19 protein-coding genes are annotated in these 15,520 nt (G+C 45.6%); 8 read left to right on the forward strand and 11 right to left on the reverse strand.

From position 1 onward, the window contains the following. Positions 1–5: 5 nt before the first annotated feature. The gene (gene liaF, locus SIC45_RS10535; RefSeq protein ID WP_319632121.1) at positions 6–797 is read right to left on the reverse strand and encodes a cell wall-active antibiotics response protein LiaF; all 792 of its coding nucleotides are present in this window, start codon (positions 795–797) and stop codon (positions 6–8) included. Positions 798–1,008: 211 nt separating this feature from the next. On the opposite strand from liaF, the gene SIC45_RS10540 reads away from it, so the two are divergent. Further along, positions 1,009–2,187, forward strand: coding sequence for a M20 family metallopeptidase (locus SIC45_RS10540; protein ID WP_319632122.1), 1,179 nt, complete (start codon positions 1,009–1,011; stop codon positions 2,185–2,187). 44 nt (positions 2,188–2,231) lie between these two features. Here the strand turns inward: SIC45_RS10540 and SIC45_RS10545 are convergent, their stop codons facing one another. Beyond that, complete coding sequence (locus tag SIC45_RS10545) at positions 2,232–3,443, reverse strand: ABC transporter permease (protein WP_319632123.1); 1,212 nt, start codon at positions 3,441–3,443, stop codon at positions 2,232–2,234. Further along, positions 3,440–4,186, reverse strand: coding sequence for an ABC transporter ATP-binding protein (locus tag SIC45_RS10550; RefSeq protein WP_319632124.1), 747 nt, complete (start codon positions 4,184–4,186; stop codon positions 3,440–3,442). The genes SIC45_RS10545 and SIC45_RS10550 overlap by 4 nt, the downstream gene beginning before the upstream one ends. Positions 4,187–4,362: 176 nt before the next feature. Here SIC45_RS10550 and SIC45_RS10555 point away from each other — a divergent pair, with 176 nt between their 5' ends. The 5 genes from SIC45_RS10555 to SIC45_RS10575 all read left to right on the forward strand — a co-directional run bounded on the left by SIC45_RS10555 (position 4,363) and on the right by SIC45_RS10575 (position 7,782). After that, positions 4,363–4,791 (forward strand): HIT family protein, encoded by a 429-nt coding sequence (locus SIC45_RS10555; RefSeq protein ID WP_298788105.1) that lies wholly within the window; start codon positions 4,363–4,365, stop codon positions 4,789–4,791. 35 nt (positions 4,792–4,826) lie between these two features. Continuing rightward, on the forward strand, positions 4,827–5,912 hold the full coding sequence (serC, locus tag SIC45_RS10560; RefSeq protein ID WP_298788107.1) for a 3-phosphoserine/phosphohydroxythreonine transaminase: 1,086 nt from the start codon (positions 4,827–4,829) through the stop codon (positions 5,910–5,912). Positions 5,913–6,088: 176 nt separating this feature from the next. Beyond that, the gene (locus tag SIC45_RS10565) at positions 6,089–6,448 is read left to right on the forward strand and encodes a hypothetical protein (protein ID WP_319632125.1); all 360 of its coding nucleotides are present in this window, start codon (positions 6,089–6,091) and stop codon (positions 6,446–6,448) included. A gap of 39 nt (positions 6,449–6,487) precedes the next feature. After that, positions 6,488–7,051, forward strand: a complete 564-nt coding sequence (locus SIC45_RS10570) for an HTH-type transcriptional regulator Hpr (RefSeq protein ID WP_298788113.1) — start codon at positions 6,488–6,490, stop codon at positions 7,049–7,051. 182 nt (positions 7,052–7,233) lie between these two features. Beyond that, a complete protein-coding gene (locus tag SIC45_RS10575; protein WP_298788115.1) occupies positions 7,234–7,782 on the forward strand; it encodes a DUF3267 domain-containing protein in 549 nt (182 codons plus the stop codon). Between the two features lie 42 nt (positions 7,783–7,824). On the opposite strand, the gene SIC45_RS10580 is transcribed toward SIC45_RS10575, so the two are convergent. Continuing rightward, a complete protein-coding gene (locus SIC45_RS10580; protein WP_298788117.1) occupies positions 7,825–8,394 on the reverse strand; it encodes a YpmS family protein in 570 nt (189 codons plus the stop codon). Between the two features lie 161 nt (positions 8,395–8,555). On the opposite strand from SIC45_RS10580, the gene SIC45_RS10585 reads away from it, so the two are divergent. Both SIC45_RS10585 and SIC45_RS10590 read left to right on the forward strand, forming a co-directional pair. Beyond that, complete coding sequence (locus SIC45_RS10585; RefSeq protein WP_022793771.1) at positions 8,556–8,741, forward strand: hypothetical protein; 186 nt, start codon at positions 8,556–8,558, stop codon at positions 8,739–8,741. 121 nt (positions 8,742–8,862) lie between these two features. Beyond that, positions 8,863–9,786: a peptidylprolyl isomerase gene (locus SIC45_RS10590; RefSeq protein WP_319632126.1), complete on the forward strand. Its 924-nt coding sequence runs from the start codon at positions 8,863–8,865 to the stop codon at positions 9,784–9,786. A 29-nt stretch (positions 9,787–9,815) separates the two neighbouring features. On the opposite strand, the gene SIC45_RS10595 is transcribed toward SIC45_RS10590, so the two are convergent. The 7 genes from SIC45_RS10595 to SIC45_RS10625 form a co-directional block, all read right to left on the reverse strand. After that, positions 9,816–11,195 carry a sensor histidine kinase gene (locus SIC45_RS10595; protein ID WP_298788121.1) on the reverse strand — a complete coding sequence of 460 codons (1,380 nt, stop codon included), beginning with the start codon at positions 11,193–11,195 and terminating at the stop codon, positions 9,816–9,818. After that, positions 11,192–11,881 (reverse strand): response regulator transcription factor, encoded by a 690-nt coding sequence (locus SIC45_RS10600; RefSeq protein WP_298788123.1) that lies wholly within the window; start codon positions 11,879–11,881, stop codon positions 11,192–11,194. The genes SIC45_RS10595 and SIC45_RS10600 overlap by 4 nt, the downstream gene beginning before the upstream one ends. Before the next feature lie 159 nt (positions 11,882–12,040). Continuing rightward, complete coding sequence (gene yidC, locus SIC45_RS10605; protein WP_298788126.1) at positions 12,041–12,805, reverse strand: membrane protein insertase YidC; 765 nt, start codon at positions 12,803–12,805, stop codon at positions 12,041–12,043. A gap of 35 nt (positions 12,806–12,840) precedes the next feature. Beyond that, positions 12,841–13,110, reverse strand: a complete 270-nt coding sequence (locus tag SIC45_RS10610) for a hypothetical protein (RefSeq protein ID WP_319632127.1) — start codon at positions 13,108–13,110, stop codon at positions 12,841–12,843. A gap of 1 nt (position 13,111) precedes the next feature. After that, positions 13,112–13,768, reverse strand: a complete 657-nt coding sequence (locus SIC45_RS10615) for a lytic transglycosylase domain-containing protein (RefSeq protein ID WP_319632128.1) — start codon at positions 13,766–13,768, stop codon at positions 13,112–13,114. A 134-nt stretch (positions 13,769–13,902) separates the two neighbouring features. Further along, positions 13,903–14,268, reverse strand: a complete 366-nt coding sequence (locus SIC45_RS10620; RefSeq protein ID WP_022793764.1) for a YlbF family regulator — start codon at positions 14,266–14,268, stop codon at positions 13,903–13,905. 93 nt (positions 14,269–14,361) lie between these two features. After that, the gene (locus tag SIC45_RS10625; RefSeq protein WP_319632129.1) at positions 14,362–15,501 is read right to left on the reverse strand and encodes a DUF445 domain-containing protein; all 1,140 of its coding nucleotides are present in this window, start codon (positions 15,499–15,501) and stop codon (positions 14,362–14,364) included. Positions 15,502–15,520 lie beyond the last annotated feature (19 nt).

Here is a 15,520-nt window from a genome sequence, read left to right on the forward strand (position 1 = left end):
TTAAGTTACACGGAAACAGCTGGATTTTTTGCATACTTAACCTGAATGCTGCCAATAACAAGCTCTGCCTGGATATTTAATGTCACCTGTGTCTGCTCTTTCGCCTTATGCTCTACCTTCATCGCTGCCCTCAGACCCTCTTCTTTATAGCCGAGCACCTTCGTTTCTCCAATAAGCGTCTTTGCGTCAATGTTAATATCCCAGTTTTCCGGAACAAAAAGCTTAATGCTCCCGACCATGCCACTGATCCGCACTGGCAGCGTCTCTTCTTCTGTTTTGGCTTTCGAAAAATCTATAATCACCTCGCCGGCTCCGTATTGGACAGCGGCCTCACGGAGTCTGAAAGGCTTCTTTATATAGACGCACTGGCCTGCCAAAAAGCGGTGCTGTGCCGGAAGTTCCCGTTCCTGCCCGGCCCGGCGCACCTCATGTGCATAGGAGGTGCTTCTTTCATGCCGGCTTTTTTCCTCAGACGCATTCAGATCTTTATCAATATCTATCTCTCTCCTGGAGCTGCTCCACCAGAAATAAAACAGAATAATTCCCGTTAGGAAGAGCACGGTGATTACTGCTGTAAATATAAAAGGCACATCCGCCCGGTTGGATATATGCAACAGGGCGAAACCGACAAACATAGCGCTGAGCCAGTAATTCCGCTGGTATACAAAAAAGCACGCAAGGCTTAATGCAATGATAGGCCATATGAATAAACTAGCGTCAAAACCAAGCTGGGAAGATACGATACTTACGCCGGCAATGATAATACCCAGTCCCAGAAAACCGATTCTTTGGCTCATGCTCTCTTTCCGCCCTTCTTTTACTGATTTTATAAATATACGCAGCAGCATGTCTGTCCGTTCCAGATTCCCCTATTTTATTTTCCAGAAAGGATCATGTATGATAAGAAAATACTATACAGCTTATGTATTCATTATACGCTACTCCTAAGCGGAGACATACCTATTTTCATTCTCTTTCATTACGTTTCAATAAAGGATGTGAACCTCTGTGGATAATTTATTCAGCAGATTAGAAGAGCTTTACCCGGAAATGGTGGAGATTCGCAGGTACCTGCACCAGTACCCTGAGCTTTCCTTTGAGGAAGAACAGACGCCTGCCTACATAGCCGATTATCATCGTCAACTGGGGCATGATGTGCGTACCGGTGTAGGGGGACGCGGTGTTACCGCCGTGCTCCGTGGTGAAAAGCCCGGTCCCGTTATCGCTCTCCGGGCGGATTTTGATGCCCTGCCCATCCAGGAGAACACCGGCCTTCCTTTCGCTTCAAAGACGGACGGCGTGATGCATGCCTGCGGGCATGACGGCCATACTGCGTACCTGCTTGTTCTCGCTAAAGCCCTGCAGGAAGAAAGGCACAGCTTAAGCGGCACTGTGGTTTTCATCCACCAGCACGCGGAAGAATATGCCCCCGGCGGCGCAATTGAGATGATTCAGGACGGGTGCCTTGAAGGGGTGGACGTCATCTTTGGCACGCACTTATGGGCGACGGTGCCCTACGGAACTGTCCAGTATTGCGAAGGGCCGATGATGGCGGCTTCAGACCGTTTTCATATTACGATTCGCGGCAAGGGCGGGCACGGGGCCCAGCCGCATCTTACCAAGGATGCCATCGTCATTGGCTCCCAGGTGGTCACCAGCCTGCAGCAGATTGTCAGCCGCCGCCTCGATCCGCTTCATTCCGGAGTGCTGTCCGTCGGCTCGTTTGAAGCCGTCAACGCCTTTAACGTAATTGCCGAAAGCGCGAAGCTTACCGGCACTACCCGCTGCTTTAATGAAAACGTGCGGGACATATTCGAAGAAGAAATTGGAAAAATTGTCCACGGCACCTGCGAAGCATCCGGAGCCGAAGCCGACTATGAATACCTGCGCGGCTATCCCCCGGTAGACAACCATCGTGATGAAGCCCGGTTTATTGCTGAATGTGCTGAAAAAACAGAATCAGTCCAAAAGACAGAGTATATGAGCCCGTCGATGGCTGGAGAGGATTACGCGCATTATCTCCGGCATGTGAAAGGAACCTATTTCTTCACAGGAGCAGGCCATCCGGACTGGGAAACGACGTATCCACACCATCATTCGAAATTTGATATTGATGAACGGGCGATGCTCACCGCAGCCCAGGTCATTGGAAGAGCCGTTTTGGAATACCCCGGCCCTTCATCATAATCACAGGCCCCCTTTCTCCTGACGGAAAGGGGGCCTGTCGTCTTTTATATCATCTCTTTTTGCTTTCTGCGGGTAACCCAGCGGGGATAATACAGAAGAAGCAGCGCCACAAATAAAATAAGTGCTGCCGTTACCACAAGCGACTGCCCGATCCAGACGTGAAGCAGAACAATTCCCGCTCCCTGCACCATCAAAAGTGCCCTCGTGAACGTAATAAATGCCTGTTCTTTCCACTTGGCGGGCACAGGATACAGATCCGGCCAGTCAATCGTGGCATAGTGGCTTTTCAGTGCCTGCAGCTGTACTGCGGTCATATAAAGAAACAAGCCTCCAATCCCAAGACGCATCCATTCCGGGGCAAAGGCGTACATGACCAGACCGCAGACTACAAGCAGGCGGATAAACATACCTGCATATTCTCCCGAACGCACAAAAGCTTTGCCGTACAAATACAAATACGTATTTTCCTGCTTATGGGTGAATTTGTCCACAAGTGAGGCCAGCCAGCGCCGGCGTTTAATTTTCACTTCAATATGCGGCACTTCCGCAAATGACTGAACAAAACGGTAAAATTTAGCCAGCTGATGGTTCTCGGCTTCGAGAAGCACTTCCCACCGCAGGAGCATGGAAGCAGAACGCCTCTTTACCAGCTGCCAGTGCCCAATCAATCCAAGGAGACCAGCACCGGCCAGAAAAATGCTTCCCCACCAGGCAGCAAGCATTAAAAGAGCCGGCCAGACCCAGCGGATCGCTGTAGATATGTAACGATGAGTGTGGTTGTGCCATTTCCATTCTTCCCATTTAATAAATGTGGTTAGAAAGGTTATTACGAGCAAAAGCAGCAGCATTCCGATATAGCCGGGTCCACCGGCGGCGGTGCGTTCCTGAATAACCGGGCCGAGAACAATATACGCGGCAAGCACTTCCACTCCCTGCAGAGCCGCTGAGTAACGAATCGATTTTTTAAAGAATGGGGTCATCCGTTTTTCAAGCGGGAGCAGAAATACAAGGTCTCCGGACTGAACAAACGGCCGGACAGGCCCGCGAAGCGTTAATACAGAAAAAATCAGCCAAAGAGCAATCACCACCCACGGAGAATGCGGGAGCCAGTCCAGAAAAGTCGGATAAAACACTGCTCCGGCAAACAGGAGAATATACAGCGCAAACATAAAACCGCTGTTACCGATTAACCGCAGGTAACGCCCGGCCTTCCCCCAGAAAGCTCCTGCCCGCTCGTTCCACCACTTTCCAGTCATGATGTGATTTCTCCTTTAGTCACTTCGATATACAAATCATCAAGATTCGCTCCAGGCATTCCCGCCTGCTCCTGGATTTCCCTCATGGTTCCTTTCAAAGCGACACGTCCTTCATGCAGCAGCACAAAGCGGTCACAATAGCGTTCTGCAGTCGCCAGAATATGCGTGGACATTAAAATTCCTGCTCCGTTCTCCTTCATTTCCACCATCATGTCGAGCAGTGATTTAATGGCTACCGGGTCGAGCCCGACAAACGGTTCATCGACCACATACAGCTTTGGCTCTACCAAAAAGGCGCACATGATCATCACCTTCTGTCTCATCCCTTTTGAAAAATGATTGGGAAACCAGTGTTTTCTCCGGCTCATCTGATAGGTTTCCATCAGGCTTTCACTTCGCTTCTCCCAGACTCCTTCGGGTACTCCGTAGGCCATGGCTGTCAGGCGCAGATGCTCCCAGAGTGTCATTTCCTCGTACAATATAGGTGATTCGGGAATGTATGCCAGCTGCTTCCTATATGCCTCTGCATCCTCATGAATGGTTTTATTATTAATATAAATTTCGCCTTCCGCCGGCTCCATCAGTCCGAGAACATGCTTAATTGTCGTACTTTTCCCGGCGCCGTTCAACCCGATTAAGCCAACAATTTCCCCGGGGGCCACATCAAATTCCAGATCATGGAGCACCGGCTTGTGGATATTGTATCCGCCGGTAATATGATTAATATTAAGTAGTGCTGTCATACAAACGCTCCTTCAGCTAAGTAAAATACAATCTTTTTATATTCTACACAGTTTCATTGCATTTTGTATATTTTTGAAAGGAATTTATTTCTTCTTACATTTCCATTTAACTCTAAACTGTAACTACGTATAATAGGGTAGTAGATATACTTACGTTTAGAAAGGAGATCAACACTATGGCCAACAATGATGACTGCATTTTCTGCAAAATAGCATCCGGGGAAATTCCTGCTTCTGTCGTCTATGAGGATGACGAACTTTTGGCCTTTATGGACCTGGGACAGACAACAAAAGGCCACACCCTTTTAATTCCAAAGGATCATCAGGAAAATATTTATGAACTCCATCCCGAAACAGCGGCGGCTCTATTTAAAAAAGCTCCCGAGATTGCGAACGCTATAAAAGAAGCCTTTCAGCCAGCCGGTATGAATCTTCTAAATAACAATAACAGCGTGGCCTCGCAGTCCGTTTTTCATTATCACCTTCATTTCATCCCCCGTTATACAGAAAACGATGGATTTTCTTTTACATTCACCGACAACAACGAACAGTATACTAGCGCTGATTTAGCCGATATGGCTAAAGGGATTGCCGATCGTTTATAGAAAAATAAATATGGATGGCTAAAAGGAGAGATCATATGTCACGCGCATATAATTTTAATGCAGGTCCGGCTGCCCTGCCGGACGAGGTTTTGGAAAAAGCCCAGAAGGAAATGCTTAATTTCAACAATACTGGCATGAGCGTTATGGAGCTCAGCCACCGGAGCGCTGATTATGAACAAGTGCATAATCAGGCGCAGGAGAGGCTCCGGAGCCTGCTCGATATTCCGGAGGATTACGAAGTATTATTTCTGCAGGGCGGAGCCAGCCTGCAGTTTTCGATGCTTCCGATGAACGTACTCCAATCCGGGGAAACGGCTAACTATATTTTAACAGGATCCTGGTCGGAAAAAGCACTAAAAGAAGCGCAGATGATCGGCCAGACCCGGGTCGGGGCTTCGGCAAAAGAGCAAAACTTCACCCATATTCCTGATGTTGACGCCCTTCAGCTCGACAGCCGCGATAAATATGTACACATCACCACAAACAACACCATTTTCGGCACGCAGTGGCAGGAGCTTGATTATAACTGGCTTTCCCCGGTAGTCGCCGATATGTCGAGCGACATTTTAAGCCGGCCGGTACCGGTCTCCTCGTTTGGAGCGATCTACGCCGGGGCACAAAAAAATCTGGGCCCGTCCGGCGTTACCGTCGTCATTGTCAAAAAGGACTGGGTCAGCCAGGCTCCCGGACATACCCCGACTATGCTGCGCTACGATACCCATGCGGAAAAGAATTCGCTTTTCCACACCCCTCCGACATTCGCTGTGTACCTGCTGAATGAAGTACTCGGATGGGTCGAAGAACGTGGAGGCGTCCTTGGCATGCAGCAGCGCAACAAGGAAAAAGCAGCTCTCCTATATGACACTATTGACGGCAGCAATGGCTTTTACCGGGGCCATGCTGAAACAGACAGCCGCTCCTCCATGAACGTCACCTTTAACCTTCCTAATGAAGAATTAAATAAACAATTTTTAGCTGAAGCTAAACAGGCCGGCTTTGTCGGATTAAATGGTCACCGATCCGTTGGCGGATGCCGGGCCTCCATTTATAATGCTGTTTCCAAAGAGAGCTGCCAGGCTCTTCAGGACTTTATGCTTACGTTTCAAAAAAATCATCAGTAGGTTTTTAATCAGCGGAATTACCCGCTGATTATTTTTATAAAATAAAAATTTACAGGAGTCTCCTCGTTCCAGGCACCCGAAATTGTTTGAAATTCTTTATTTTTTCCCTAAATTCACCTATACTACTATTAAAGAATAATATATTAAAAATGTATTTCAAGGAAGGAATGAGGCGGATGGATTTGAAATCTCTTTTTGCCGGTATATTCACAGGATCACTAGCGAGCAGTTTAATTATACTTTTTACTGCCCCTGCTTCTGGTCCTGCCGTACGCCATTCCATTAAGCATTCGGAATGGAATCGCCCCGGCTTGAAATCCTCAACAAATAAATCAGCCATGGAGGACTGGCAGTATGCTGCTACAGAAGGTTTCCAGGCTTTCGATGTGCTGACTAAAGAAATGAAAAAAACCTACAAACGGTACAAGCAGGAAGTTGAACCCGAGGTGGCCTCTATTCAGGAACAGGTAAAAGAAATTTCTGACTCTATTTCTCAATTAAATAAGCAGATTAAAAAAGAAACCAAGCGTTCCTAGTCACTGATGACCCAGCTTATAAGAGAGGGGGTTCTTTAATTGGACTCTTCATTTGATGCCAAGCAGTCAATACTATTCAGCCTCCGTGCTGCACAGCTGTCTAAAGCATTATGGAAATCGGTGGAAAAAGATTGGCAGGAATGGGTGAAGCCCTATAATTTAAACATTAACGAATTTCAAATTCTCTGGGTTGCTCACCAATTAGAGGGCGCTTCTGTGTCCGGGATTGCGAAGTTCGGGGTTATGCACGTCTCAACTGCATTTAATTTTTCGAAAAAGCTGGAAGACCGCAACCTTTTAAAATTTTCAAAGAAAACGAACGATAAGCGCAATACGTATATCGAGCTGACAGAAGACGGCGAAAGCCTGCTTCTTTCCATCCTCGAGTCTTATGAAAAAGAAACGTTTCAGGTTTCTGAAGGGGCCCTTCCCATTAAAGAGCTGTACGGAAAGTTTCCCGAGTTTTCTGAACTTATGACCATTGTACGCTACATTTATGGAGAAGAATTCATGCATTTGTTTGAAGAGTCCCTCCAGTCTTTTGAAAATGATTTTATGGATAAAGACGGAACTCTGCTTCCAGCGGACAGATCTGCCAAATAAACCTTTTACAGACCACCTGCTCTGCTCTGGCCTCCTGAATCATCATATTGGCTTCCTTTCTCTTCTGTAGAACGAATTGTTAGAAATTTCGTTCTATATATTTTTTTTATAACCCTATTGATTTTTTCTTCTATTGGTATTACATTATTCAACGTTGGGGTTTGGAGAGAGGAGGCCGTCGCATGAATTGCTGGAAATCAGTGAATCTACGAAAAGAAAACAACACAACAAAAATGACAATCATGTCGGTAGGATTTTCCTTTTTAACTTTTATGTTTACTTTTTTAATCTTTAGTTCGCTGCAGCCCGATACGCAGCTCAAAGGTATCGGATTAGGAGTTCTTCTTTTAATGATGCTCATTCTTTACCCTCTGCATTCTATTTTGCACGCCGTACCTCTCTGGATGATTGGTATCGCTACAACCTGGAAATTTGACAGAAACCGCAGGAAACAGCTTCCTGTGATTAAATACAGCTTCAGCAAACCAGTATCAAGAAATATGTATGTCGCAGCCATGCTCAGCCCTTTTGTGATACTTGGAACTGCAAGTATTGCCGGGGCCGTGCTTATGCCAGGCTATATGCATTACTTCCTTATTATCTTTTCATTAAACAGCGGGATGGCTATCCATGATTTTGCGTTTGTCCGCCAGCTGGTGCGGGCTCCAAAGCACTGTACGGTGGAACGCAAGCTTGACGGTATGGATATTGTATTGAAGCAGCCTTCTTAAGTAAAAGAAGCCCGGCGCACGAATAGCGCCGGGCTTCTTTTTTTATCTTCCTACGACAAAAACAATTTCATCTTCTTCAAGATTGACCCTTTCTGCCCGTACAGTATATTCTTCATCTTCGCTCCACTGATCAAGACGTATTCTGATCGTTTCCTCTTCCGGATTAATCTGGACAAATTCCGGAAATTCCGACTGATTCTGCACCACTGTCAGTACTTCTGTTCCCGGCAGCGGCAGCCCTGCAATAGAGAAATCATCCTTTTGCAGTTCGACATTACCGTTTTCTAAAGCCTCCGGCACAAAACTCAGTTCAATATCAATTTCACGACCGAGAAGCTCGAGCGCAGAAATAATTTTAAACTGCCCGTCTTCCACCACTAAGTCGGCTCTTTCGTTTTCCATTTCTGCTTCTAAAATATTATTTACCTGGGCAGAATTTGTTTCCCCGGTAAAGTACGGCTGAAATTCTTCCTCCTCAGAAGTTTGCGGTTCTTTTTCGGTTGAACCGCTCTCCTGATCCAGAGATGCCCACCAGAAGACTACTGCGCCAATAATAATAACATTGATGACTAATAGCAGGATGAATAAAATTTTCCATATGTTCCGCGTCAAGCAGACCCACTCCTTTTTTCTTGTAACAGCTGCTTTTTCACTATATCATGTTCGGCAGAAACGTTATAGATATAATAGCTTTTTCTTTGCTCCGCCGGGTTCTGCCTATCTTTTTGCCTTATGATTTGTTATGGTAGTATCGTTAGGAATGGGGGAATTTTATGTTTATTCTTTTCTTTATTGTATTTGCTGTTGCTTATCTGTTTATCATGAACTCCATGACCAATAAGTTTGTAACTCAGCGGGAAGTCCCGGATGAAAAACAGCCGAAGGTCTTCAACACTATCAACATACTTGTGACCATCCTGCTTATTTCTTCGTATGTTGAACTTCTTTTGGCAGCCTGAAGCTGAGAATTTCGATCCTATTGTAAAATACAATAGGATTTTTTACATTAATCGACATTTTTTAACTTTTTAATGTGCTATAATATCAGAGTATCATGAACATACATAGGGAGCTGAAAGAATGAAGAAGTACATTTTTACTGCCGTAAGTCTCAGTGGAGCCCTTCTGCTTGCATCCTGCAGTAATCAAGGCAGTGCCGAAGAAAGCAATACAATTGTGGAAGTGAACGGAGAAAGCATTTCTGAGCAGGAGCTCATGGATGATTTAAAGGAAAATTACGGGGAAAACGCCTTAAATAACCTTGTCCAGCAAAAAGTTTTAAACAATAAAGCCGAAGAGCTTGAAATTTCAGATAAGCAGGTTAATAAAGAATTTAAATCCATGAAAGAACAGTATGGAATAGACGATAATGATCAGTTCCTTCAAACCATCCAGCAAAATATGGGTGTTCAGGTTGAAAGCATCAAAGCTTTCAAGGAGCAGTATGTGAAGCCGCAGCTCGTAGTTGAGGAACTGGGCTCCCAGGACGTTGAGGTAACCGAAGAAGAAATGAAAAATTACTACGACGAAAACAAAGAAGAAGTTGTGCAGGTCGAAGCAAGTCATATTCTCGTTGAAAGTGAAAAAGAAGCTAACGAAATAATCAAGGAACTTGAAGGTGGTGCAGATTTTGCTGAGCTTGCAAAAGAAAAGTCTATCGATACTGCTTCCGGTGAAAGCGGCGGAGAACTTGGTTATTTCGGGAAAGGCGAAATGACGGAAGCTTTTGAGAAAGCGGCATTTGACATGGAGGTGGATTCCATCTCTGAAGAGCCTGTCGAAACAGAGCACGGCTTCCATGTGATTAAGGTCACTGGCAAAAAAGACAGCTACGATGAGTTAAAAGACGATATTAAACAAACGCTTAAAACTGAAGAGCAGAAAGACGGGCAGCAGGTCCTAAACGAAATTATGCAGGAAGCAGACATCAATGTTGAAGACAAGGATTACAAGGATTGGGTAAAAACATATACTGAAGCGAGCAGCGGGAAATCAAGCAGTTAATGGAGCTGCTCTGCAAAAAACCGGGGCGGTTAGGCCTCGGTTTTTTGTGTCTTTATTTCGTTTTCTGCAGGAAGAATGATGGTGAACATGACCCCAGTCTCCGTATTGACTGCCTCTTTTGACGCTCCATGCAATTCAGCAATTTGGCTTACAATCGCAAGACCGAGACCGAATTGCCCCTTATTTCCTTTTCTAAACGGTGTGAAAATGTATTCGAGCTCTTCTTCATTAATATTTTCCCCGTTATTTTCGACTGTGATTTTTACACGGCCGTCCGGATCCTTTTCTGCTTTAATCCATATGCTGTCTTCAGCATAGCGCAGCGCGTTTTCAACTAAATTTTCAAGAAGTACCCGCATATGTTCAGCGTCTGCAACCATGCGTACGCTCGCCCCTTCAATATAAAAACGGATATCGCTGCGCTGCAGACGAAAACGTTCTTCAATCGCGTACGCGAGTTTACCGAATATGATTTCTTCATATTCAATCGCCTCTGTTTTGAGTGAATCAAGCTTCGTGTAATACAGCATGTCCCTGACCCTTTTATCCATGCGGTTCGCTTCATCAATAATGACATCCATTGTTTTTTCCATATCCTTTTTAGGCAGAATGCCGTCTTTGACGGATTGCGCATAGGATTTGACGACCATAATCGGTGTTTTAAGCTCATGGGAGGCGTGCTGGATAAATGTTTTTTGCGAATTATCATAACGGATTAGATTTTGCCGCATCCGTTCAAACTGCTCAGACAGCTTCTGAAAGTCCTGATCCCCTTTCCAATTAAAAGGCTCCCGCCAGTTTCTCTCCGCAATTTGTTCAAAGCGGTTGCCAAGCACCCGCAGCGGCTGCCTGAGGTAGCGTTTCAGCCAAATCGCCGGCAACAGGCTTACAACGCTTGTGATGAGCAGTATGTACACCAGGCGGGTCCACAACCGGTTCACCATCGTGTCTCTATACGTATCCCACATGTAGGAAATCTGGAACGCTTCTTCTCCGTCCGATTCTACTTTTGTAATCACATAGAAAAGTGTAGCATCATTAAAAGTAAGCTCGTATCGTTCCCGTTCCGCATTTTGATTGCCGGCATTTTCGAGCATTTCTTTTTCCACTTCGGCCGGGGGACGAGGCTCTCCACTGACTGTTTCATTTTCAGTAACAAAAACGTGCCCCACCGACCTCTCTGCCTCCCGCCTTTCAATAAAATCCAGATCGTCTGACTCCGGGGGCGTGAAATAATCACTCAGCGGATTAACGAGCTGAGCCTGCTCTTCTTCGATAATCCGGTACGTTTCCTCCGTTAACGTCCCCCGGATCGAAATAGGATAGACGATAATGACTGTCAGACCGACCAGAACAATAATGGCGATAAAGGAGAGCCAAATGCGCTGGGTTAAATTCACTTTCATCATGACGGCAGAACACGATATCCGTATCCATACAGCGTCTCCAGATGAATTCTGGGCATTTTCTTCCGGACTCTGCGCACAACGTCATCTACAGCCCGTTCGGAGCCAAAATAGTTTTCTCCCCACACATGTTCAATGATATCTTCCCTCGACAGGGCTTTGCCTACCTCTTCGGTTAAAAGCAGAATTAAGTCCATCTCCTTTGTAGTCAGCTCAATATGGGCCTCGTTATTTTCAGCATCCGTTACAGTACGTGCTTCCGGATCGATATAATAATTATTTACTTCTGTCTTTTTTGTTTCGGTCTGCGATTCGCCGTACACCCGGGACAACAGTTTTTTAGCACGGATAATCAGTTCCTGGGGAAGAAATGGCTTCGCCAGATAGTCATCGCTTCCCATTTCAAGGCCGAGCACACGGTCAAGATCCTGGTCTCTCGCAGAAATAAAAATCACCGGCACTTCCCCTTTTTTTGAGGAACGAATTTCTTTTAATATCTGGTATCCATCAGTCCCCGGCAGCATAATATCAAGCACCCACAGATGAGGCGGTTCTTCTTTAGCCTCCAGGGCGTCTGTACCGTTATCAAAGACAGTTACTTCCCACCCCTCCTTTTCCATGTAGGGCTTCAATACGCCCGAAAGATTTTCTTCATCTTCCACTAAATAGATTGTATATGCAGTCGTCATTTATCTCGTTCCTTCCTCTGAAGATACGTGTTGATCTGTTATTATCGTAGCAGTATTATTACTCAGTTTCCACTTTCCTCTGTGTTAGACGATATTCACGCACCAATGTTTCTATAAAAAAAGCCGCACTGCTTACCTGCAGGCGGCTTTCTTTTATAGTTACGTTGTTGATTTTTCCTGCTGGCTCTGTTCCATTTTTTCTTTGCGCTTTGTAAACACGAGAGTTTGGAAAATCATAAACACACCGCCTGTCGCCCAGTAAAGAGAAAGGGCTGACGGGAGAAAGATTCCGGCTACAATCATCATCACTGGCATCAGCATCATAATTGGTCTCATGTTTTCAGGCATATCCTTCGCCGTGATTCTCGTTTGTAAAAACATCATTATCCCCGCAAGGATCGGGAATATGAAAAATGGATCCGGTTCACCAAGGTCTACCCATAAGAAACTGTGGGCAGCCAGCTCTTCTGTACGCTGAATGGCAAAGTAAAAGGCCATTAAAATCGGCATCTGCAGCAGTATAGGCAGACAGCCCATCATTGGATTTACACCTTCGTCCCGGTACAATTTCATCATTTCCTGCTGAAGCTTCTGTGCTTCCGCCTGGTTTTTAGAGCTGTATTTTTCCTGCAGCTCTTTCATTCTCGGCTGCAGCCGTTTCATGGCAATCGCACTGTTCTGCTGCTTTAAAAACAATGGAAGCAGCACAATACGAATGATAATTGTCACTACAATGATAGAAAGACCATAGTCACCGTTAAAAAATTGGGCAATCGTGATTAAAAGCCACGAAAACGGGTATACAAAAAAACGATTCCAAATTCCTTCACTGTCTGCCGATATGGCTTCCTGTTCGCCGCCACAACCGGCAAGAACCAGCATTAAAACACCAAGCATTGCTATTAACTTCCACTTACTATTCAATACATTCACTCCTTCTTATTTTTCATGCTTTCAAATTATGATGAAAAATAAGAAGAGTCTTCATCATCATGCCTGCTGTCTGAGCTGTCCGGTATCTTCTTTTGTACAGTAACAAAGCGAAGAGCAGCCATTTCCGGAACCCGGCTGTAATCGTCATAACAGACACTTGCTTCCTCATGGTGGAGGGAGTAAGCATTTGTACTCGTAAGATGCTGGCTGACCATCCAAAGCGTAGTAATGAGCACGCTTACAAGGAGCAGCCATTCCATCCAGTTTATTTCTGTAAACGTTTCAATGAAAAACAACTTATCCCCCCTCCTCTGCTAAATGATTTTCTTCAAGACTTACCAATTCCACTTCTTCATCATATGTGTTGTAATAATTAAGAATATCGTCTACGTACCAGTCCGCCTGGTTATATTGATATATTGCCGGCCGTACCTCACCGCCTGCCGCTCCGTTAGAAGCAAGAAAGTTCGCCGTCGAGTAAACGGCATCTTCAAGAGCATATGGATCGGCTCTGCCGTCGCCGTCAGCATCAACACCGTAGCCTCCGTATTCATTAATTGTCTCCGGATCGGTTAATTCCTGCTCCGGTATATCAGTACTGCCATTTCCACCGCAGCCCGGATAATTCCATCCTACAAATGTGCATGGCATAAACTGCATATGTCCTATCGCTCCCACAGGGCTTTCCAGGGTTTCCATCGTGGAAAAAACAGTTTCCACCCGGTGGACCGCTGCTAAGAGGGTCCACGGAATATCATAATCTTCTCCCGCCTGTTTGTAAACAGAAATATATTCTTTTGGAACTTCATTCTCCCTAAAGTCTTCCTGGGAATTGTATGTCGGTATGCTGCTGTCCTGCACTGATGTGGCAATAAAAACAATAGCTGCTGTGAGTAGAGCTGTCACTGCTGTAATTAAATAAACGTGTCGATAACGCTTGGTCTGCGGGCGCACAGCGTCCCCTCCTGTTAACATAACTCATGGCTAAAGACGAATACCGCCATGTTTATTGTAGCACGTTTCAGCCAGAATCTATAACGGGAAGGCAAATAAAAAAACTTTCCCCACAATGAGGAAAGTTTTTGTTATTACTGCTGGCCGTTATTCTCTTCCGGTACACCGTAGAGTTCTTCAAGCGGCTCAGTAATAATTTTATTCAGGTCAGAAATGACTGTGCTGAGCTGCTGCTCCTGCTGCATCAGCTTCGAGATAACTTCGTGCTGCTGCACCATTTCAAACTGTTTTTGAGCCTGTGTAATTTCTTCTTCCGAAGGCTGCTCTCCCTGCATTTGTTTTTGCTGCAGTTCAAGCTGTACATTACGGAAGTTATCAAGCATACGCTTTGCGACTTCGTCCTGCTCTACTTCGTTATGAAGCTCTTTAAGCTGTTGGAATTCTTCGCTGTCACGAAGCGCACTCGATAATTCGTAAGCCTTGTCATGAATATTGGACATATATAAGTCCTCCTTTAAGATTGTCTGTATGAGCATAACATGAACCGCCGAGAAAATTCATCCATTCCGGAAGAATCAATGGCATTTTTTTATTCACACTATCCACAACACGACTATTCCCTGTATACAGCCTACAAAACCGCCAATCAGTGCCCCCAGATATGTGATCAGCTTAAACTCCCTTCCGGAAATCGTAAGCAGCATAGCTTCCATCCTGTCTGTCGAAAACGTGTCCACCTGCTCTTTAACTACATCATGAAGATGAAGCTGTTCAAACAGATTTGGAAGCCTCTTCGCAATGGAGTCCTGTCCTTTCTTGACCGCTTTTGGAACCCAGTCCTCCAGCATTTTCGTTTCATACGCGGGAGCCCAGTCCTTTAAAGGCTGTTCAAGCCTTTCCATGACCGGCACATGGGTGTCAACGGTTTCCACAATATAATCCACCGCTGCCCGGGAATCCACATAGGAAAAAGCCGTCGCAGCCGGTTTTTCAAACAGCGCTTTTCGCTCCTGCTGCAGCAGTCCGGTTATCATTTTTTCCGTTCCGGGGTCTTCAAAAAAACGGAGCACCTCAGGTTGGATACGGTCAACAAGCCGGTCATTACCGATCATTGTACCGAAAAAGTTCATCATGGAGCCCTTTCCTTCTAAAAAACGCTCGAGTAAAAGCGCCAGCTGCTGCTTGCCAGCACTTGACCGAAAATAATCACCGGCCTTCACCATTATTAACTGTGTAAGCTCTTTAGTCATCATTTCCGATTGACGGACCGCGCCTGGAGGAAGCAGCTCTTTGATTGGAGTGTCAGCATGACGGTGTTTTGCCTCTTCCCATTTTATATCGAGCGTTTCTCTTAACGTTTCACGGAGAAAGCCGCGAACATCACGCAGCCCTGTCCACTTCTCCACATAGTCGGATAAGCTTTTCTCGGAATAAAGATACTCCTTCATTTCTAATGTTACCCAATCATTCAGCTGACGTGAAAACATATCACTGCGAATTTTTGTCTGCAGGCCTTCCGGGGTCAACAAATGGTCTGTCACTACCCGTCCGAGCTGACCGGCGAGCTCATTACGTCTTTTTGGAATCAGTCCCGGTGTGAACGGTACCCGCACAGAGCCTATGTACACCGGCTTATACGGTCTGAACAGCATTCGGATCGCAAGTGAATTCGTCACTCCCCCAATGGCTGCCCCAATAGCGATCATAATGATAATTGTAATACCTGCGTTCATGGTGATTGCTCCTTTGGCA

It is taken from the genome of Marinococcus sp. PL1-022 (assembly GCF_033845285.1).
GTDB lineage: Bacteria > Bacillota > Bacilli > Bacillales > Marinococcaceae > Marinococcus.